Origin of the sequence: Trinickia caryophylli (assembly GCF_034424545.1) — a bacterium.
Lineage (GTDB): Bacteria > Pseudomonadota > Gammaproteobacteria > Burkholderiales > Burkholderiaceae > Trinickia > Trinickia caryophylli.
Genome location: NZ_CP139970.1, coordinates 3,897,924 through 3,919,378, shown reverse-complemented (window position 1 = coordinate 3,919,378; position 21,455 = coordinate 3,897,924). Strand labels below are relative to the sequence as shown.

At 63.2% G+C, this 21,455-nt stretch carries 8 protein-coding genes; 1 reads left to right on the top strand and 7 read right to left on the bottom strand.

Annotation, left to right across the window (positions count from 1 at the left end; translation table 11 throughout):
* Positions 1-165: 165 nt before the first annotated feature.
* The 5 genes from U0034_RS17685 to U0034_RS17665 form a co-directional block, all read right to left on the bottom strand.
* Complete coding sequence (locus U0034_RS17685; RefSeq protein WP_085227210.1) at positions 166-11,037, bottom strand: two-partner secretion domain-containing protein; 10,872 nt, start codon at positions 11,035-11,037, stop codon at positions 166-168.
* Positions 11,038-11,229: 192 nt separating this feature from the next.
* The gene (locus U0034_RS17680) at positions 11,230-11,853 is read right to left on the bottom strand and encodes a CC0125/CC1285 family lipoprotein (protein ID WP_085227209.1); all 624 of its coding nucleotides are present in this window, start codon (positions 11,851-11,853) and stop codon (positions 11,230-11,232) included.
* Positions 11,854-11,933: 80 nt separating this feature from the next.
* Positions 11,934-12,812: a peptidyl-prolyl cis-trans isomerase gene (locus U0034_RS17675; protein WP_386092246.1), complete on the bottom strand. Its 879-nt coding sequence runs from the start codon at positions 12,810-12,812 to the stop codon at positions 11,934-11,936.
* Between the two features lie 88 nt (positions 12,813-12,900).
* A complete protein-coding gene (locus tag U0034_RS17670) occupies positions 12,901-14,700 on the bottom strand; it encodes a ShlB/FhaC/HecB family hemolysin secretion/activation protein (protein WP_085227279.1) in 1,800 nt (599 codons plus the stop codon).
* Between the two features lie 5 nt (positions 14,701-14,705).
* Positions 14,706-16,745: a two-partner secretion domain-containing protein gene (locus tag U0034_RS17665; protein ID WP_085227207.1), complete on the bottom strand. Its 2,040-nt coding sequence runs from the start codon at positions 16,743-16,745 to the stop codon at positions 14,706-14,708.
* An 834-nt stretch (positions 16,746-17,579) separates the two neighbouring features.
* On the opposite strand from U0034_RS17665, the gene U0034_RS17660 reads away from it, so the two are divergent.
* Positions 17,580-18,710, top strand: a complete 1,131-nt coding sequence (locus U0034_RS17660; RefSeq protein ID WP_085227206.1) for a methyl-accepting chemotaxis protein — start codon at positions 17,580-17,582, stop codon at positions 18,708-18,710.
* Between the two features lie 56 nt (positions 18,711-18,766).
* On the opposite strand, the gene speB is transcribed toward U0034_RS17660, so the two are convergent.
* Positions 18,767-19,768 (bottom strand): agmatinase, encoded by a 1,002-nt coding sequence (speB, locus tag U0034_RS17655; protein ID WP_085227205.1) that lies wholly within the window; start codon positions 19,766-19,768, stop codon positions 18,767-18,769.
* A 136-nt stretch (positions 19,769-19,904) separates the two neighbouring features.
* Positions 19,905-21,398 (bottom strand): aldehyde dehydrogenase, encoded by a 1,494-nt coding sequence (locus tag U0034_RS17650; protein ID WP_085227204.1) that lies wholly within the window; start codon positions 21,396-21,398, stop codon positions 19,905-19,907.
* Between the last annotated feature and the right edge of the window lie 57 nt (positions 21,399-21,455).

Genomic DNA, 21,455 nt, shown 5'->3' with positions numbered 1-21,455 from the left:
CATTGGGCTGGATCGTTTGTACTGCCGTCAGCCCAGACTGTTTGCGATAGGCCGCTCAACAGGGTCGCGATGTCCTCGCTTTGACAACCTCCTCTCTCGTAATAGCGATCTAAGAAGATCAACATCGCACGGAAGGCTTCTGTGATCGTCAACGAATCAGTCATTTCACTTACCCGGCCTCGTAGGTGAGGCCAACCCAGTTTGAGGATTAAACGACTTTGGCGTTTGGTTAATTCCACCGTAGCTAACCTTACCACCTCGGATACCTACCCATGTCTGGGTGCCGTCCGGATTTGTTTTCGCAGCCCACGTAGTGCCGTACTTATCCGTTCCTAAAACAGCTGATGGATCGTTCGCAACATTTTCAAGAAGCTGGCGATTCGCCGGAGTATCACTGATATGTCCATCCGAATCGCGGAAGATATGCCCCGCTCGCGAGTCGTCAATCTGAATGCGTCCGCCGCTCGTCGACGAATCTTCTCCGCTTGCTCCACTTCCCGTATTTCCGCCGTTGCCATTCGACAGCAGCGCGTTGCTCGGCGCACCGGTCGCGCCCGGAGTAGCTATCGGTGGCGTAAACACGCACCCTGCGCCGGGAGAGCAAGCTACCACCGGCGGCGTCACCACTGACCCGCCAGTCGCCGGCGGATTACCATTGTTCGCCTGCACAAGCGGGTTCGGATCCGACGGCGGCGTCTGCCCATTGTTGGCCTTCACTAGCCCCAGAAACTGGTTACCCCAACGGCCGAGGTCGCCGAGCGGATCGCCGTAGGTGTTTTGCAACCAGTTGCCGAACGCGCTCAGCAATCCGCCTTTTTTCGCAGCGTCATCCGGGTGGTCCCCGGAGTTGTTCAGCGCCTCGTTCTGGGCCGCCAGCGCACCGGCCTGCGCGTTCCGCCCTGCGAGCCCTGCGGTTACTCCTCCCAGCAGCGTCGCAAAGCCGGCCAACGCCGCTTGCTGACCCGAACTCAGTTGTGCCCCCGTCGGATCGATTGCCTTGATGAAGTCCGGCGAGAACGCCGCACTCACGGCTCCGCCAATGGCCCCACTTTCACACCCCGTTCCCGCGACCGCTGACCCCGCACACCCCAACGCCGAATGCGTGAGGATGTACATCGGCGTTCCTTCCGCCATCCATGATACCGACTGGCTGAGCGAGCCAATCTCGTTCGCACCCACCGCCACGGTGTCCTGCTCGACGTTGCGCAAGAACGCACTTCCGAAGCTACCGCCAGCAATCGCCGTCTGCACCGATGCACCGATTAGCGCCTGTCCCGCAATGTTCTCTGCCGTGGTGCCCAGATTGTTAAGCGTCGTTGCCGATGAAGCCTGCGTAACGCCGCCGCCCCAGTTCATGATGCCCGTCGAACCCAGCAGGCCCTGGGTCAACCCCGCTGTCAGCCCGGTTATCGCCGCGCCCTCCAGAACCTGCTTGAGATCAAGAGACCCAGTCGAAATAACCTGCGAAACCGCCCCAGCCGCCAGCGCTGTAGTTGCCGCAGCCAGCCCCGTTGCCGCCGCACTCGCCAATACCCCCAATGTCGGACTGATCGCCGCAAACATGATCGGATCGATGAGCCCGTTGTACATCGCAAACGTCTCGGGACCCATCATGACCGACAACGCCACCGCCGCGACCATGCCGATCAGTTGCTCCATCCCAAAGGAGCCACCTTCTTTGACGAAGTCCGTGTGCAGATGATCGGCCAACGTCATCTGCGTAAAGTTGCCGCCCAATTGCTGCGTCAGTGCGGCCGTCAGTTGCTGCGTGCCGGCTTCGTCGATCTGACCATCCGCAGTCAGCTTCTGCAACGCCCCGCCGATCTGGCTCAACGTCTGTACGTTGAGATCCATGTTCGCCGCGCTCATGAACCCGCCCGGCTGCACGACCGTGCCCGTCGTGTCGACGTACCCGCCCTTCACCTTGCTCCAGATCTGGCCAACGTTCACCTCGTTGGCCTGATTCGTCAGCGTCGGCGTGTTCACCGTCAATGTGCCCGACGCCGAGATGTTCCCCGTGTTGAGAATGCTGCCCTGCCCGCTCCCCTCGAAGTTCAGCGTCACGTCCTGACCGATGATGTTTCCGCCCGCCGACAGCGCACTCGTCGTCGACGGCAGATACACCTGCGGCATCAACGCCGTAATCGTCGGACAGCTTGCAACACCGGTGGCCTGACAACTCGGATCCGGCACTGTCTGCTCGACATACCACAGCATCGGCTTGTCGAGTGCACCCACTTGCGCCTGCGTCAGCGCTTGTCCCAACTGCAGGTTGTTCTGCTTCGCGTAATCGAGCGCGTTACCGTACAGGTAGGCCTTTTCCTGCTCCGTCACTGACAGATTCGTCTTGCTGTCATACGCCAGTCCGTCGACGAAGCTCGCCTTACCCGTCTGCTGCAGTGCCGCCTGCTGCAGCATCAGATCTTCTTCCTGCGGGTTGTAATAGAACAACGTCGAACTCGGCTGCAATGTCGACGGCAGATTGTCGAGCAGCACCTGCGGCGAAAATTGCCCCTGCGACGTCCCGCCGATCGGCGTGTCCACATAGGAGGCTTGCCCCGCCACGCTCGTGAGCACCGCCGCCGACGTTCTCGGCGTCGACAAATTCAAGCCCGGCAGCGTCAGCGGACTCAACGAGATCACCTGCGACGGCGCGTTCACACGCGGCGTGTAAGTATTCGCCGTTGTAATGCCGTTGATGAGCTTCTGGCCCGTCAGCGACACCGACGTGCCCAGCACGTTGCCCACGTTTTGGATCTGACCGTTGGACGAGATCGACAGATTGGGCGCCTGGATCGTTGCCGCAATATTCCCGATCGGCTGCGGCGGGTCGATCGTTCCACCCACGCTCGTGTATGCACTGCCATACAGCGCCGTACATTCAGCAGCCGAACCGCACGCCCAGATATCGTGGCGCTTGTCGCTGCTGAACATGCCCGTTTCCTGCACCCAGTGCGAGTGCCAGTAAGCGTTCAGCGTTTGTGCCTCATTGATCACGGGCCCCGCAACGGCGATAGTCGCGTTGTTGCCCGCTGCAATCAGGCTGCCAATATTGGTCAGACTGCCGGCCGTAATCTGGAGATTGTTCCCCGCGCTGATGACCGACGAACTGCCAGACTGTTGGTCGACGTACCCCTCACAGTAGCTTTCCTTGTAGCCGCCTGCGGTCATACAGCCGGAGTATTGTTCGACTGACCCGAAGCTCTGATGGACGGTGACGGGCGACGGCAACTTGTTAGTGACAGCGCCAGAAATGTTCAGCGTGACGTTGTTGCCCGCGACGATGTTACCCGACGTATTGTTGAGGCTCTGCGCCGGCGTAGTCGAACCCGTAGTAGTGCCCACGCCCCCGATCACAATGTCGTGCCCGGCCAATAGATTGCCGTAAGTGTTATCCACTTGTCCCGCAGCAATTACGAGATCGTTGCCCGCGAAGATCGTTGCGTTGTTCTGTGTATAGCTAAACGTCGTCGTGGTCGGATTATTTCCGCGAGGTGAAGTGGTTTCGTTGCACGCAATACTGCTCACACCCGCAACACAGCCGGCCGACGAAGAGAATTGCTGTTGATTGCCGCCCTGATTTACCAACTGCTGCGCTGTAACGAGCAGGTTATTACCCGCGTACAACTGGCCAGCATTGGTCAGGGTACCGCCGGCAATGGTCATGTTTCCACAGGCGGCTATAATCCCCGTCGGGCTCGAGGTCAGTGTTGTCCCGGTCGCTATCGGTGCAGCAACGGACGATGCAATACTGAATGTCGCCGAGGGCACCATGGAGTCCTGATATGAATTCAGCGTCGAAGCAACGATCAGGCCACTAGGAAACGTGGTTTTCTCCATCGCGCGCAACGCTGACACGAAAGCGTCGAGCTGCGTTTGATCAACACGCTCGATCACCTGCGATGTCAGTGTTGGTGCCACGGCGCCGTTCGCGAGCGACTGAATATTCAGCGATACACTACCTCCAGCGCTGATTTGCCCGCCTTGATTCGACAAGGCACCTGCCGACAGCGATATGTTTCCGCCAGCTGAGATTACGCCGGAAGTTCCCAGTTGCTGCGTGGACACCGTCCGATAGACCATCGGAAGAGTCAATGTCTGACGCGGAGCGCTACTGTTAACGTCGCCCGTATCGAGCAGCCACACAGTCTCGTAGGTGGGATTCCGCGTGTTAGAACTCAGCGTCGACATCTGCGCCGTCTTAACGAACGAAACGTTCCCTGATGTCGCTACGGGCTGACTCTTTGGATATCCTATATCGAAGTACTGAATATTTCCTGTTGGCGCTAACAAGTCGCCTAATGTGGCAGTTACGACGTATTGATCGACGTTGAGCCCGCTCTCCGAGCTGAAGCCAACGTAGTAAGTCTCTTGACCGACAACGGTCGACATCAATAGAGATGGATCGTCGACCGGCACTGCAGCCGTAGTAACAACGGACGTAGGAGCAGTTTGGTCGTTAACAACTGCTGCAGCGGCGATCGAAATATCGTTCCCCGCAAAAATATTCCCACCAGTGTTCTGCAGCGTGCCACCAAGATTGAATCCGATATTTCCTTGCGACTGTGTCAACCCCGCTTGATTGTCGTAGGAGCCCCCAGAGACGTTGATTGCCGTTGCTGCCTCGACTGTTCCACGGTTCGTCATATTACCGTTAAGAGCAAGTACATTACCTGCATGGACGACTGCGTTGGCGGCGTTGATGAGCGTCCCATTGAACGTCACATCCTGCCCAATCACCTGCCCACTATTGGTAAACGTCCCTCCCGTCGAAATAACCAGCGGCGCGGTCCCATCGATCGTTCCACTATTGGTCATCCCCGACAGCGCATTGACCGTAACACCCGTCCCACCGTAATACCACGCACCGGACACGTTCACCTGCCCTGCGGTGATCGAAAGCTGCCCACCCTGACTAATCGTCCCAAGCGACGGATCGAGCGCCGCATTAACGGCGCTCAGCCCCATATTCCGTTGAGCCAACAACTGCCCGCTGGCATTGTTGAACGCACTCCCCCCGCCATTGATCGTCAGCGAGACATCCCCAGTGGTAGGCGCATTCGTCGTATTCGGATCCCCGGCAAAGATCAGCCCGTTCCGGTTATCGAGCGTACCGGTGTTGATCGTCACGCCGTCCAGGCCCATCAACGCCCCGCCGACATTCGAAAGCGCGCCGGCAACCGTCACCTTCGTGGTCTTGCCGTTGACTAATCCAGCGTTAGTAAAATTCGTCGCGGTAATCGTCGTCGTGGAAGTCGACGCCAGCGACGCATTCGCCGCATTCGTCACGTTAGCCGCCGAGACGGTCAACGCACCGCCCGCCAGCACGCTGCCCGCGTTAGAGAACCCGTTCTGCGAAACGAACGTGGCATTACCGACCACGTCTACCGCACTCCCCTTCAGCGACAGTTGATTCGTGGCCTGCGCATTCAATGCCCCGCCCACAATGGCATTGCCCAACGTCACGTTGGCACCGCTGACCTGCAAATCCTTCGTCGATACGATCGACGCCTGACTCGTATCGACATTGCCGCTCGCCGTGACGGCAATATTCTTCGAGCCCGCCGTCGACCCCGTCAACGTGACATTGCCCCCGTTGAGCACCACCTCACCAGCAACAACGCTAGAGCCGCTCAACGTCAGCGTCTGCCCCGCCGTCATAGCGACGTCGCCGTTTGCCGAAACACCGGCAACACTCACATTGCCGGCCCCACCGCTCACGGTCACATTGCCCGTCGAAGCAATCCCTCCCGTCACCGAAGCATTGCGCGCCGCCTCGATATCGACGGCACCGCCTGACTGAACCTGCCCATTGAACGCGACGCTGCCCGAGGTCGACTTGGCTGTCACATTGCCGACCGCCGTGGTCGCACCGAACGACATATCGCCGACAGCGCTCGCCTTGAAGAGCCCCGCCCCTTGAACGCCGCCGAGCGCAATTCCGGCGCCCGAACTCACCACGATATCGCCTGCGAACGTCAGCGAGCCTCCACCCGCAATCGCACCGCCCGAGGTAATCATCGCCGAGCCAAGGCCGAAAAGGCCATTCGTCAGCGTCATCGCACCGCCCGAGCTCAGCGTCGTATTGCCGTTGACGAGCGAGCCCGCCATCGAAAGCGATCCGCCAGCCTTCGCGTTCAGATTGCCGACTGTCGAAGCCATGCCGCCCACGGACAAATTGCCGTTGGACGCTGTCAAATTCATATCGGCATTGGCGGCCACCGCACCGCCCGCGCTCACATTCCGGCCCGCCGATACCGTCAATCCGCCGCCGGTCGTCAGATTCGCAGCGACATGCGCATCGCGCGCCGCGTCGATAACCGTCGCGCCTCCGGCGATCAAGCCACCGCGCACATCGATATCGCCAACACCGTCGATCCCCAGCGAGTCCATCGCCACGACGCCGGCCGCCTGCACATTCCCGAGCGACGCACTGCCGCCCGCATCGACCCAAAGATTGCCGTTCGTTTTGACGTCCCCGGCAATCACCGTCCCGTTGCTCGTGTCGAGTTCGACGTCGCTACCGGCAGTGATATTGCCCGTCGTCAGATTGCGCCCGGCACCGATCGTGGTCGCCGTGAGACTGTTGATCGCCCCCGCCACGTTGACATCGCGCGCCGCAGCAAGCGACACCGCGCCGAACGCGGTTGCCGTGCCGCCAACCGTCAGATCCCCTTCACCGGCAAGCCCGTAAGCGGTGACGTCGATGTTGCCGGTCATTGCCTGCACCGTACCCAGCCGGGCGTTGTTGCCCGCAACGACCTTCACCGCCGCGCCTTGCAGCGATCCCGTCAACGCCGTGTCGTGCGCGGCAACGACCGTCGCTGCCTGCGCAAACGCAGCGGCCCCCGCTCCCGTGATGTCGTTTCCGGCCGACAGCACGCCCGTGCCCTGCCCCGCGAGCGAACCCGTCAGCGCGATGTTGCCGGTCGCTTCCACGTCGATATTGCCGCCCGCGTTCGTCGTGCCGCCCAGTTGCGTATCGGCACCCGAGACGACCTTCAGTGCACCCGAAGTCGTCGCCGTGCCGTTCAACAACGCATTCCCGCGCCTCGCGGTAACCGTCAGATCGCCTATCGATTGCAGCCCACCTGTCACCGTGACGTTGCGCGTCGCAGTCAATCCAACCGTCGAATTACTGCCGACCGAACCTTGCACGAGCACATCGCGCGCAGCATTCACCGTAACCGCGCCCGCAGCCGATGCATTGCCCGTAATCGAAACGTCGCCGCCGGCGGCGTTTCCGTTGGCCGTGACATCGAGCGTGGTCGAAGACACCACGTCGTGCAGCGTCGCGCTATTACCTGCCTTGGCCTGTATCGCATTGGCCTGCAGCGAACCCGTCAACGCAATGTCACGTTGCGCGCTAACCAGCGCCGCCGAGGCGAACGACTGCGTTCCCGCGCCGAGAATGTCCTGGCCCGCGCCGATCGAACCCGAACTTTCTCCCACCAACGTGCCGTTGAGCACCACGTTGCGGCTTGCGGCGAGCGTCATGGCGCCGACCGACGTGGTACTGACACCCAGCGACAGATCGAGGCCGGTCGTAATCGTCAGCAAGCCCCCGCTGTTGATTCCGCCTGTTGCATCGAGGCTGCCGAGCCGAGCGTTGAGCGTCATGTCACCCGTCGATTCCAGCACACCCGCATTCACGATGTCATTGAGCGCGCCCACGCCCAGCGTGGACCCCGCCGCCAGCTTGCCCGCATTGCCGATGGCCACGTTGCCGAACGCGGTGGCCGTAATCGCTTGCGCCGCCGATACCGATCCGTTCACCGTGAGATTGCCGGCACCCGATGTCCCTGCGCTCAGCGTCAGGCCCGACGCCGATTGCGCGTTGTTCACGGCCACGTCGCTGCCGGCCGTCACCTGAACTGTATTGCCTTGAACGAGGCCGCCTTGCACCACGTTCCGTCCGGCATTGAGCACGGCCGCCTGCTCGAACGCCAACGTGCCGTTGCCCGTGATATCGCGGCCCGCAACGACGAGACCATTGCCCTGCCCGTTCACGGTGCCGGTCACGTTCACATCGCGGCCGCCTTGGATCGTCGTATCGAGCGTGACGGTGGACGTGCCCGCCACGCTGACGTCGCGCCCAGCCGTCAGGCTCGCCGTAGCCCCGCCCACAAGCGTGCCGGTGAGCGCCAAATCGCCGGTGGCCGACATGGCGATCGTCGAGCCAGCCTGCACGTTGGCAAACGAGCCCGAGCCCCCCGCGTTCGTCTGGATCGTCGCGCCACGCAACGAGCCCGTCAGCGCCGTATCGCCCGTCGAATGCAGATTGGCCGCCAGCCCGAACGCCAGCGCGGCATTGCCGGCAATGGCGTTGCCCGCGCTGATCGTGCCGTTGCCCTGAGCGACGAGCGTGCCGTTCACGATCACGTCACGGCCCGCCGTCAGCCCGATGTCGCCGAGCGCGGAGGTGGCCCCCGTGCCCAAATCGATCGTCTGCGCCGCATCCACCGCGAGGTTGCCGCCCGACTGGATCTGCCCGGTGCTCGTCAACGAGCCCACCGTATTGCGCAGATTCATGTCACCGTTCGACGTCACGTTGCCCGCAATCGACGTATCGGCGCCTGCCGTCACGTCGAGCGCGCCGGCAGTCTTCAACGTGCCGTTGACTGCCACCGTATTGGCCGCATGGACGGTGCCGTCGGACAACGACGCCACCGTCCCGTTGACGACGATACCGCCGTTGCTGCCCGTAGACGCGATCGAGAGCGCGCCATTGGCCTGCACGTCGTTGAGCGTGACAGCGTTGGCGGCAGTGAGCTTCACGCCGTTGCCCTGCAGCGAACCCGCAACCGACAGGTCGTGCCCAGCCGTAGCCGTCACGTCCTTCGCAAATCCGCTCGTCCCTGCGAGCGCGATATCGTGGCCGGCCGTGACCGTGCCGTTGCCTTGTACGGCGAGCGTGCTGCCCACCGTCACATCGTTCACTGCATCGAGCGTCGTATCGCCGACCGCGCTCGTCGCCCCGTTGAGTACGACGTTGTGCCCCGCATGTGCGCCGAGTGCTGCCGCACTCGTCAGCGTGCCCAGCGCGCTGACGTCGCCGCTTACGGCGTTCATCGACAGGTCGCCCACCGACTGCACGGTGCCCGACGCCGCCACCGTCACGTTACGTTGCGCACTCAGCGCCACGCCCGCGCCTCCGGCCAGCACACCGCTCACGACCACGTCGTTTGCGGCCTGCACGGCCGTGTTGCCCACGGCTGCGGCGTTGCCGTTGAACGTGACATCTCCACCGCGCGCGGTCGCCGCGAACGCGCCGCCCGCTTGCACATCCGCAAACGCCGCGCTATTTGCCGCATCGACTCGCAAGTCGTTCGACAACAGCTTTCCGGTGAGAAGGACATCGTGCCCGCTCGTCAGCGCGCCGCTTTGCCCGAAGGCGATCGAACCGCTGCCGGTGATATCGGCCGCCACGTTGAACGTCCCGTTCTGCTGGACGATCACCACACCCGGCACATTCAGCGAGCCGCTGGCGAGTGTCGCGTCGGTGCCGATCAACAGCGACCCCGCCACCTCGAACGCCCCCGATACGTTCGCGCCAAACGCCTTGCCGCTTGCCAGCGAGCCCGTCAATGCAACGTTGCGCCCCACCTGCAACGTGACGTCGCTTTGCGCGGTCGCTTGCCCCGATACCGTCAGATTGTTGCCCGCCGCGAACGAGAGATCGCCGCCCGCTTGAACCGTGCCTTCGGAAACCACGTCTCCGGCCGCGTTCACGCGATAGTTGCCCCCTGCAACGCCGGTACCGGTAAGCGTCGTCGTGCCGGCACTCGTGATCGATACGTCCTGCTGCGCGGTATGGCTCGTCACGGTCAGATCGCCGTTCGACGACAGCGTCAGATTCCCGGCCGTTGCAGCCAACGCGCCATCGACGCGTACGCCCATTCCCGCCGTCGTACCGACCATCGAAATCTGGCCGGCCGTCATCGCGCCGAACGCGGTCGCGTCGATGGCAAAGGTTTGATTGCCGCCACCAACGGCCGCCGACGCATTAGCACTCCCGTTTGGCTGCGTCGAATAGGTCGTACCGGTGGAATCGACCGTCGCCGGCATGACGAACTGATCGCCCGCAATCACGTTGATACGCGTGCCCGCATAGAGCGGTGCGTTGATGCCCACCGTCTCGCCGATCATGTCGATCGTGCCGACCGTGCCTTCGATACCGGAGCCGGGGCCGTTTACGCCCGCATTGCCCTCGATCTGAATATGGCCGCCCCGGACGTCGTAGCCCACCGCCGTGGCGTTGGCGAAATCCGTGGCAGTGCCACCGTTGCCGGTCAGGAATTGAGGCGTGCCCGTGGTCAACGTCACGCCGATCGTATTGGTAAAGCCCGCCCCGCGAACCGCGATGCCGTTCGGATTGGCGATGATGACCGTGGCCGGTGCGCCGAATACCTCCAACGGCCCGGCCAGCACGCTCGCATAGCCGGCGCCGGTAGAGGTGACCTGATTGAGAATCACGCTCGCGGTGCGACCGTTCAGGTTCGGATTCGCCGCAACGGTGCCGCCCGTCAGCGACGTGCCGCTTTGCAGGCTGTTGTTGAGAATCAGCCCGATCGCATCGATATTGAAGCTCTGATACTGATTGAGCGAAATGCCGGCCGCATTCGGTGCCGTGATGTTGACGACGGGTACGCCGCCGCCCGCGCCCGTCGACTGGGTGATCTTCGGCTGAAACGAGAGCGGCGCGGCCGGGTCGACGATTGGCGCCGCGTGCACCGCGTTCATCGCGAAGCGAAAGCGCAGCGAGGCGATGTCTTGAATCGCTTGCCACGCATCGTCGTCGATTCGATGGCTGCCGGCAGCCAGCACGCCGGCTGCCTGGTGGCCGCTTTCCACGGTGACGGTAATCGGCCCGACGAACAGGGCTGCGGCGACAAACGCGCTCAGCGCGCGTTGCCAGCCACGATAGCGGCGCGTACCGGCGTCTTCTTCCGCCGTGACCGCGCGCAAATGCAGTTGGTCACGCGCCGCCTGCGCGTGTTCCAGTCGCTGCCAATCGCCCCGTTTTGCCCTGGTCATCGTTGTTCTCAATCGTTATGGTTAATCGTTCTTGTGTACTAACCATGCCCGGCTATCGCCGGGTCAATCGTTCTTATGCGTTCGCTCGTGATTCTCTCGAAGGCGAGCGCGCCGCCGGCCGCCCCCAGCGTCACTTCGAATGGGCAGCGCGACCGGCGAGCGCTTGGCGGCACCCGGTGCCGCCTCTCTCACTCAGGTGCCGGAACCTGCAGGTTTCTTCGGCGCCGTCGGCAACAGATCCTGCGCGCGTACCTTCGGATGGCCTGGTTCGAAGACCCATGCCATCGGCAGTTCCGCCGAGGTCTTCCCCGCGCTCTGCACATACGGTCCAAGCTGTTCGAGAACTTCAGACGCGTCCCAGCCGGCGATCTTCGTCGTGAATACTGCGTCCTCGTTGAACATCCGGATGTCGCCCGAGTTCATCCATCGGGTAATGCCGCCACCACCACCGCTATAAATGATCACGGGAGCGCTCGTGCGAGTCTTTTGCATGAACCGGCGATCAAATCCAGTGCCGGCAACCAGGTTCTTGCCCGTGGACAACGAGCCTGTCAACGATGGGGGAATGATCATGAAGTACTTGAACCCCTGCTGCTGTGTCACTTCGGCACACCGATACATGAAGTATTTGTGCACCATCTCCCGAGACGTATAGCCGTTTCCGGAGAACTGAACGTGGTAGGTCTGATCGTCTACCCGTTTATCGATGTACCCACCCGTCACGCCGACGTGCTGATATGGCGTAACGCAACCCGTCAGCATCGTCGCCGCTCCAAGCGCACAAACAATCAAAGACCGCTTGATACCAATCTTCATTTCCCCGACCTTCCCGTGTAGACAAATCTAGTTTTAAAAAACCGCTTTTACTTGCTACTGCCAGCTTTACGACAAACAAATCACTGCTCGATCCGCGCCCCCTTCACCAGCTCGCCGACCACCTGCGTCGTCGCCTTGGCCACGGCCACCTGCTCGAGTTCCTTGCGCAGGCCGGCCTTCGCCTGATCGAACGCCGGAATCTGCGTCTTGCGCAGATCGTCCGCACGCAGAATCCAGAATGCATCCCCCACCTGCACGGGCGCACTCGAAACGGCCCCCTTCGGCAGCTTGACGAGCGCTTCTGCGAGCGGCTGCGGCCAATTCTGCGTATTGCCCGCCGTAATCGGCGTCTTGAACGACACCCAGTTGAGCGCGCCGCCTTGCGCGGCGTTGGGCCCCTGGCTGTATTGCTTGGCCAACTGCGCGAAATCCCCGCCCTTCTTCAACTGGTCGAGAATCGTCTTCGCAGTGGCCTCGTCCTTGACCGCGATCGCGCTCGGCTTGTATTCGTTCTCGCCCAGCGTCGCCACGATCGCGTCGTACTTCGCTTTCACTTCCTCATCCGTCACGGGCACAGGCTTTACCGCATCCTTCAGATACGCCTGCATCATCGCGGCCGTCTTCGCCTGCTCGACGATCGCCTGCACCTCGGGGCGAGCGTCGTAGTGCTGCTTCTGCGCGGCCTGACGGAACAGCTCGCGCGCGATCAGCTGGTTCTTCACGTTCGTACGCAACACCGGCGTATCGGGCTGTCCGCTCGCACGCACCGCCGTATCGACTTCAGCCTGCGTGATCGCCACCCCGTTCACGCGGGCCACCGTGCCGGCCGGCATCGGCGCGCTCGCGGCAGCCGGCGCCTGCGCCTGCGCCGGTGCCGCTGTCGGCTTCTTCGCGGCATAGGCACTGCCCGCCAACGTCAATGCGACCGCCATCGCAGCCACTTGCGCTTTCTTCGTCATCGTTACTCTCAGGTCCGTCTTCATCGCATCGTCCTTCCCTCTCGGGATCAGCTGACGAGCGCAGTGCGCGCGATCTCGATCTCGCGAACTACGTCGCCCAATTCAGGGTAAAAAGCAGCACGCTCGCCTTCGGGCCCAGCGCTGCCGGCTGCAGCAGCGCCTGCCCCGCCATCATTTCGCCGGACAGCAGATTCGAGCGCACCTTCCATTGCGCGCGCACACCCACGCCCGCACCCGCGAGCGTCGGCCACCCGCCCTGCGCGACGAGATGCGTCTTGCCCCCATCGATAAACAAATAAGGCTCCCAATGGCCGTCGCGCCACGCCGGCGCATTGGTCAGCACGCATTCGTTGCGCAGATAAAAGCCGCTGTCTCCACTCACGCTGCTTTGCGTGAAACCGCGCACCGTATCCGTGCCGCCGAGAAACAGCTGCTCGTTGCCGAAAAGCGCATCGTGGCTGTACTGCCCGGTGAAAGTGCCGCGGTAGGTCCAGTCGGCCGGCCCGATGCGGCCCAGGGGCAATTGCAGCGTGGCGCTCCAATCGAACTTCGTAAACTGCGCATGCGCATCCGAGCGCGTGATGCCGGGCATGTCGTGCGTGGCCGCCAGCCACGGCACGCCGCGCGAGACACCGGCATCGGCCGTGAGCGCCGCAGGTGCGTCGTGCGACGTGAAATGCCAGAGCCCCGACACGCCGATGCGCAGGACGGTCAGCGTCTGCGGCGTCAGTTCGATATCGTTAATGTCGCGTTCCGCTCTGAGCTTGGTCAGCGTCGCATCGACCGCGAAGCGCGATCGTGCCGATCGGGAGAACACGTAGTTCCAGCCCAGAATCTGGCTGAACGTGCGCCCGAGCAGCAGCGCGTAATCGCCGATTGCCTGCTGGTACTCGGATACGGAGGTGGTATAGCTGAACGTATGAAAACCGTACGGCACGGCTGCGGAAAACACGAGCGCATTGCTGTCGCTCGTGCCGATGTAGGACAGCGCAAGCGACTCCTGCAATCCGATCACGTTGTCGGCTTCGGCCGACGCGCGGTAGCGCAAGGTGCCGGTTTGCGACGAGCCGTAGTTGTCGATGCCGAAGTTGTAGGCGAAACGCTTTCCGTACCGGTTGTCGATCGCGATGATCGACTCGCCGCTCGCCTGCCCCGGCAGGATCTGAATTTGCGCCTGATTGCGCCGCAGCCGGTTGATCTGGTCGACACCCTGCTCGAGATCGGGCAAACGCAGCACATCGCCCACGCTTTCGGGAAACGCCCATGCCGTGCCGGCATCGGTGAGCAAGCCGCCCCCCTTCGTATCGGGCAACCCGGCCTTCGGCAGCGGCGGAGCTGGCCGCAGCGCCGCGCCGTTGAGCATCATGGCCTGAATGCGGCCGGGCACCACCGTGATCGACAACGTGCCCGAAGCGAGGTTTTGCGGTGTGCCGAGATAAACGCGCGTCGTGACATAGCCGTGCGCAACGTAGGCTTCGGTCAGCCGCCGCAGCAGCAGGTCGATCCGGTTGCGCCCGAGGCGCCTGCCGATGAATGGCTGCGTTACCGTATCGAGCTGCTTGCGCGTCAGCACGGTTTCGCCCGAGAACACGATCTCGTCGATACGAAACGTCGGGCCCGTCTCGGGCAACGACTCGACTTCCGCGCCTTCCGGCAGGTTCGCAATCGTCGGCAAGGCGCCGGGCGCGGCCTGGATCTGCGCGGGCGGCGCATCGAGCTCGCGCTGCCGCTGGCGCGCGCGCTGCTCGTCGAGCAGGCGCTGCCCCGGGTCCTGCACGCTCGGCAGCGGCGGCGGCTGCATCGGCGGCAAGCCGGGCGGCGGCGTTTGCGCGAGCGCATATTGCGCCGCGCAGGCCAGAGCCCACGCGGCGCCGGTGCGCGCGAGCATCGTGCTCAGAGGCCGAGCCACGACACGAGCCCAACGTGATTGCCGATACCCATCGGCTGGCGATACGGCGGCGCGATCGTGACGATGCCGTTCGTAGCCGTCACGCCCTTTGCGCCCGAGAACGCGCCGCCTTGCACGACGCCCTGGCCGACGAGCCGCACCTCGCCCGAGGCGGCCGAAAAGAGCCCGCCATCGTCGGCCGCGTAAATCGCGGCCCAATCGCTGCCGAACCACGCCTTGAGCCCACTCGTGCGGTTATAGGCGGTATAGCCGCGTACGCCCTGCGCACGTACGATCGGCGCGGTCACGGTCAGATCGCCGTTTTGGCTATAGACGTTGCCGCCGATGTTGACCGCTTGCGTGCCGGCTGTGATCGCGATGTCGCCGTTCGCCTGAATCTGGCCTCCGAACGACTGAATCGTGCTCGAAGCGCTGCGATGGCAAACGATGAAACAGGACTGGCGAAACGACGCCTGCCCCGTAAACGTCGCCTCGTTGAGCAACTGCTGAGTGGCAGCGATCGTAATGCTTCCGCCATTGGAGATGACGCTGCCGCCCTGGTTATTGACGTTTCGCCCCGTGAGCGTGACGTTGCCGGAGTCCGCGAAGATATACGCCATCTGCGTCGGCGCCGGCAGCGCCCCGTAGTCGACGGAAAAACCATCGTCGTTCGCGGCGAAGAACAACCAACGGTGGCCGTGATCGGACCAGCTGGTGAGCGTCCCGCCGTTCGCGCCTTGCGTATGGTCGATGACGTTGTCGATATCGCCTTGCGCGACTATCGTCACGCCGCTGTTCGATTCGATTCGCGCATTACGGTTGACGACGTTACCGGCCGCCGTCACGGCCACGTCGTCGTTCGCGCCGAATACGGCGCCGAGCGTGCCGGGCTGCGCGGTGTCGGAGTCGTTCGTGACGCTGCCCGAGGCGGCCAGCGTGACGGCCCCCTTCGATGCCGCATTGCCTGAAATACGCGTCGCGCCCTGGATGAGGCTGCTCGTGTTGGCGATATCGCCGCTGCTCTGAATCAGCACGCCGCTTTGCGCCGAGGCGATCGTGGATTCGGCCGCGCCGTCGTTCGCCGACGAAAATCCGTTACTCGAAAACACCACGCCACCGACGTTCGCCGTCACGCTCGTACCGGTAAGCGAGATCGCGCCGCTCGCCTGCGCCGTGACGTTGCCGGCCGCACTCACGCTGCTGCCCGAAAGCAGTTGCACGTCGCCCGCCGAGCTCAACGTGAAGTCCCCGGCATTGGCCACGAGCGCGCCCGCGCTGCGCACGCCTGCGCCGAGGTCGTTCGCGATCAACCGAATGCTGCCCGCGGTAATGCTGCCGGCAGCCTCCACGTCGATGGCGATCGCGTTGGGATTCGATATCTGGCTATTGGCGAGCGTCACCCAGTCGTTATTGTTGTCGTCGGGAGAAATGCCCGTATTCAGCGTGATCTGCGTCGTTCCGGCCAGCGCGCGCACGTAGGCCGTACCCGACGTGAACGTATTCGCGACCGGCCCTTCGATCCGCACCTGCTTGGCGATGAGTTCGAGCCCGATCAGCGCGCCCGCCAGGCCGCCGGAGCCGATCACGATCGTGCCGCTCTGCGTGTTCAGCACGACGTTCCGCTGGAATTGACCCGACGCGAGCGCCACGTCGGAAAAGCCCACCTGGCCCGTCGTCAGCGCGACGTGGCCCGTATTGACGAACGAACCGCCGTTGACGGTAATGCCGTTCGGATTGGCGAGCACGACGTTCGCGCGCGGCCCGTTCACGGTAATGTCGCCTTGAATCAGGCTCGGATTCGTACCGGTCACCTGATTGACGATCGTGCGCGCATTGATGCCGGAATTGTTCAACGTGACGCCAGCCGCGCCTACGTTGAAGCTCGTGTACGAGTTGTTCGACACGCCATAGACAGCGGGCGCGATCGAGACGGTTTGCCGGCCGTTTGGGCCTGTCGTCACGGTCGTGGCCGTGCCGCCATCGGGAACCACGCCCGCCGCGCCGGCCGAACGCGCCACCGCTGTTGCCATGATCGACAACAACATCGCCCTGCCCAGACATCGAGCGGCCCACCACACCAACCCCCGTTGCGTGCCGACCGCTTTTACCGTGAGCCCCGCACGGTTCACCCGGAAATACATTGGTCTACTCTCTCGCGCCCCGAGCGGCTCGTTCGCGCCGCCTCTCGATCAGGCTTGTTATCGGAAAGACTGCCTATTTCGGCCTATCCATCGCATTTATCTCACATTGTGATTCTTTCGCCGGACAGACGACGGGATGCTATCAAACAAATTCCGGAGCAACGAGAGGCCGAAATCTTTCAAAAATGAAAGAATCAGGACGACCGGAGCATGTTCGGGGCGAATTTGTAACTATCTGTAAGACGAGAAAGAACCGGAGGTTTACCCGGCTTTCGGCGGACGCGCGGGGCTTTTTGTCAGGCGATTGTTCTACGTCGCGTCAGATGATTGAAAGCTTCAATCTTTCGTAACACCATTTGAAAATTACGTTTGCCTTTCGATTTTATTTCCATGGGTTTGCCTGGAAAGTGTTGCGTAATCCACACCAAACGTTTGCGCGACGCCATTGGCGATCGGCGGGCTTCCGAACGCGAAGGTCCGACGGTCTGTGCCGCCGCGGGCGAAGCGGCCCCGCCATGCAGTGCCCTAAACGATCCCTTATCGATCGCCGCAAAAAGCGCAGCAAGTCTGTTGCTTCCCCCGTGTAAACCCCCGTGATGGACTACGGCCCGAGCCGCCGTAAATACGCACAACGGCGAGCCGCAACGAACGGGGCCGCGCTGCCGCTCGCCCGATCCCGGGCGCAGCTGTCGCGCCCTTTTTCGGACACGATGCGCCAAACGACTCACCGAGGTGACGATGATCAAACTGTCCAACTACCGCCTGACCACGCGCATTGCAGCAGGCTTTGCCGTCATGATCCTGCTCGTGCTCATTGCCTGTGGCACGACGATCTGGGCGATTTCCTCGACCGCCTCGAGCACGGCGCGCTCAGGCGCGCTGCTGCCGATCGTCTGCGTGGCATCGCTGCTCGCCGTCGTAACCGGCGTGGCGCTCGGCTACGGCATTCGCCGCAGCATAAGAGTGCCGGTCGAGCGCGTGGTCGCGACCGTGGGCCGCATCGCGAGCGGCGATCTCCTGACGAAGATCGAATCGCCGGGGCGCGACGAGATTTCCTGGCTCAACTACGAACTCAACATGATGCGCAAGAAACTGCAGGCCACGATCGCCGAGGTCCGGCAATCGGCCGAGACGGTCGCGCAAGCTTCCTGCGAAATCGCGGCCGGCAACAACGACCTGAGCTCGCGCACCGAGCAGCAGGCGCTGAGCCTGCAGCGTACGGCGCACTCCGTTGCCGCACTCACCGATGCGGTCAAGAACAACGCCGAACATGCGAGAGAGGCGAACGAGCTTGTCGCGCAGGCGAGCCACGTTGCAACGGAAGGCGGGCAGACGATGAGCGCGGTCGTCGCCACGATGAGCGAAATCAATTCGAGCGCGGCCAAGATCGGCGACATCATCAGCGTGATCGACAGCATCGCGTTCCAGACCAACATCCTCGCGCTGAACGCGGCGGTGGAAGCCGCACGCGCGGGCGAGCAGGGTCGCGGCTTCGCCGTGGTGGCCACCGAAGTGCGTGCCCTTGCGCAACGCAGCGCCACGGCCGCGAAGGAAATCAACGAACTGATCAGCCGGTCGGTCGAGCGCATCGAAACAGGGGTCAAGCTTGTCGACGTGGCCGGCAACACGATGCAGCAAATCGTCACGAGCGTTAAGCAGGCGGCTCAGGTGGTGGGCGAAATCAGCAACGCCACGGCGGCGCAACGCCAGGGCATCGAGCAGATCCACGCCGAGATCGCGCAGATCGACAACGTGACGCAGCAAAACGCCGCACTCGTCGAGCAGGCGTCGGCCGCGGCGGGCTCGCTGCAGGAGCAGTCGCAAACGCTCGCCGACGCCGTACGTATTTTCCAGGTCAAGAAGGGCTGACGCACCGGCCGCGGCTTGCCTGCTTCGATCCTGGCTATCCTGCGCTACTCCGCTCCCTACCGCTTCGATCGGGATCGGACGTCGGGCGAGCCGCTTTGCGTCCTGCTCACTTTCTCCTGCCGCCACAAGCACAGCAGATCGCAGGCGACGTGCGCGGCCGCCAGCGCCGTGATCTCGCTCCGATCGTACGCAGGCGCCACTTCCACCACGTCGGCGCCGACGATCTCGATCCCTTCGAGCCCCCGCACGATCGAAAGCGCCTGCGCCGACGACAGCCCGCCCGGCACCGGCGTGCCGGTACCCGGTGCGAAGGCCGGATCGAGGCAATCGATATCGAAGGTCAGATACGATCGCCGGTCGCCCACGATAGTCCGGATCCGTTCGATCGCCGCCCGCGCCCCATGGTCGTGCACCCACGCGGCATCGAGGCGCTCGATGCCCAGAAAATCGTCGTTCCAGGTGCGAATACCGATCTGCACCGAATGCTCGGGATCGATGAGCCCTTCTTTCACGGCCTTGTAGAACATGGTGCCGTGATTGAGACTGTCCGGACTGTCGTCAGCCCACGTGTCGCAATGCGCATCGAAGTGAATCAGCGCGAGCGGCGCGCCATACTTGCGCACGTGCGCGACCAGCAGCGGATAGGTGATGTAGTGATCGCCGCCCAGCGTCAACATCTTCGCGCCTGAACGCAAAATGGTGCCGGCATGCTCGACGATCGAAGGCTTGATCGTGAGCGGGTTGTGCGCATCGAACCAGCAGTCGCCGTAATCGATCACGGCCAGATCGTCGAACGGATCGAAGCCCCAGGGATAGGGTTTGAGTTCGGCGAGCTGCACGCTCGCGGCCCGCACGGCCGCAGGCCCGAGCCGGGCGCCCGAGCGAAACGTCGTTGCGAGATCGAGCGGCACGCCCGAGACGACGACGTCCGCGCCATCCAGTTCGCGCGTGTAGCGCCTGCGCATGAACGAAAGCACGCCCGCATAGGTGTTTTCGATGGAAGAGCCGTAAAGCGAGGTGCGGCGAATCGCACCGTCGCCGAAGAGCTTGTCGGTCATGAGTCGGGATCAGGCAAAAAGCCGGCGGGGCGGCGCGGGCAATGCCCGCTCGCCGCGCCCCCCGGCAACAGATTCGTTCAATCGCCGCGGCACGGCAAGGGCATCGCACGTGCCGCCGCGTGGGCCGGCGAATCCTTTAGCGCAGCCGCACGAGCGTCGACTTGAGCTCGGTGTACTTCTCCAACGCATGCAGCGACTTGTCGCGGCCGTTGCCCGACTGGCGGTAGCCGCCGAACGGAAAATTCATATCGCCGCCCTCGTCGTAGCAGTTGACCCAGACGGTGCCCGCGCGAAGCCTGCGTGACACTTCGTGCGCCGTCGTGAGGTTCGATGTCCATATCGCTGCAGCCAGACCATATTCGCTGTCGTTGGCGATGGCCACGGCTTCGTCGATCGTATCGAACGAAATGACCGACAGCACCGGGCCGAAGATCTCCTCGCGCGCGATTGCCACATCATGTCGCGCGACGTCGAATACGGTCGGCTCCACATAATACCCGCCGCTTTGCACGTTCACGCGCGAGCCGCCCGCAAGCAACGCGGCATCCCGCCGTCCCGATTCGATATAGCCCAGCACGCGTTCGAGCTGCGTCTCGTCGACGATCGCCCCCATCGTCGTACCCGGGTCGAGCGGATGACCCGGCGCATACTCGCGCGCCGCGGCAAGCAGCTTGTCGAGAAAGGCATCCTTGATCTTGCGCTCGACGAGCAGCCTCGAGCCCGCCGTGCACATTTCGCCCATGTTGTAGAAGATGGCACCGGCAGCGGCCTTCGCCGCGCGATCGAGATCGGGGCAATCGGCGAGCACGATGTTCGGCGACTTGCCGCCGAGTTCGAGCCAGACGCGCTTCAGATTCGATTGCCCCGCATATTGCATGATGAGCTTGCCGACGTTCGTCGAGCCCGTGAACGCAATGCAGTCCACGCCGCCATGAAGCGCGAGCAGCTTGCCCGGCTCGCCGCCTCCGGGCACGACGTTGAATACGCCCGGCGGAATGCCCGCTTCATGCGCGAGCGCGGCCACGCGCAGCGCCGTGAGCGGCGACTTCTCCGAGGGTTTCAACACCACGCTGTTGCCGGCGGCGAGCGCCGGCGCGAACTTCCAGGAAGCCATGAGCAACGGGAAATTCCATGGCACCACGGCGGCAACGACGCCAATGGGCTCGCGCGTGACGAGCCCGACCAGATGATGATCGGCGGGCACCACTTCGCCGCCCACCTTGTCGATGGCCTCGGCGAACCATTCGACGCAATAGGCAGCGCCGGGGATGTCCACCGTCGTCGTATCGCCAATCGGCTTGCCGGCGTCGAGCGTTTCCAGCAGCGCGAGTTCGTCCGCATGGGCACGCATCGATGCCGCGAAGCGCAGCAGGATCGCCTTGCGCTCGCGCGGATTGAGCCCGCACCATACGCCTTCGTCGAATGCACGCCGCGCGGCGGTGACTGCCGCATCGACGTCAGCCTCGCCGCATGCGGCGATCTGCGCGAGCGTCTTGCCGTCGATGGGGCTCACGCAGGCAAATGTGCGACGCCCGTGCGCGTCGACATACCGGCCGTCGATGAACGCGCGGCCTTCGATATCGAGCGCGGCAGCGCGACGCTGCCAATCTGCCAATGTCATCTTGCTCATCGGATTCCTCTCTTTCTCGGGTGCGTTCGCGCATCGCGGGGGCCCCACCCGCCTCGC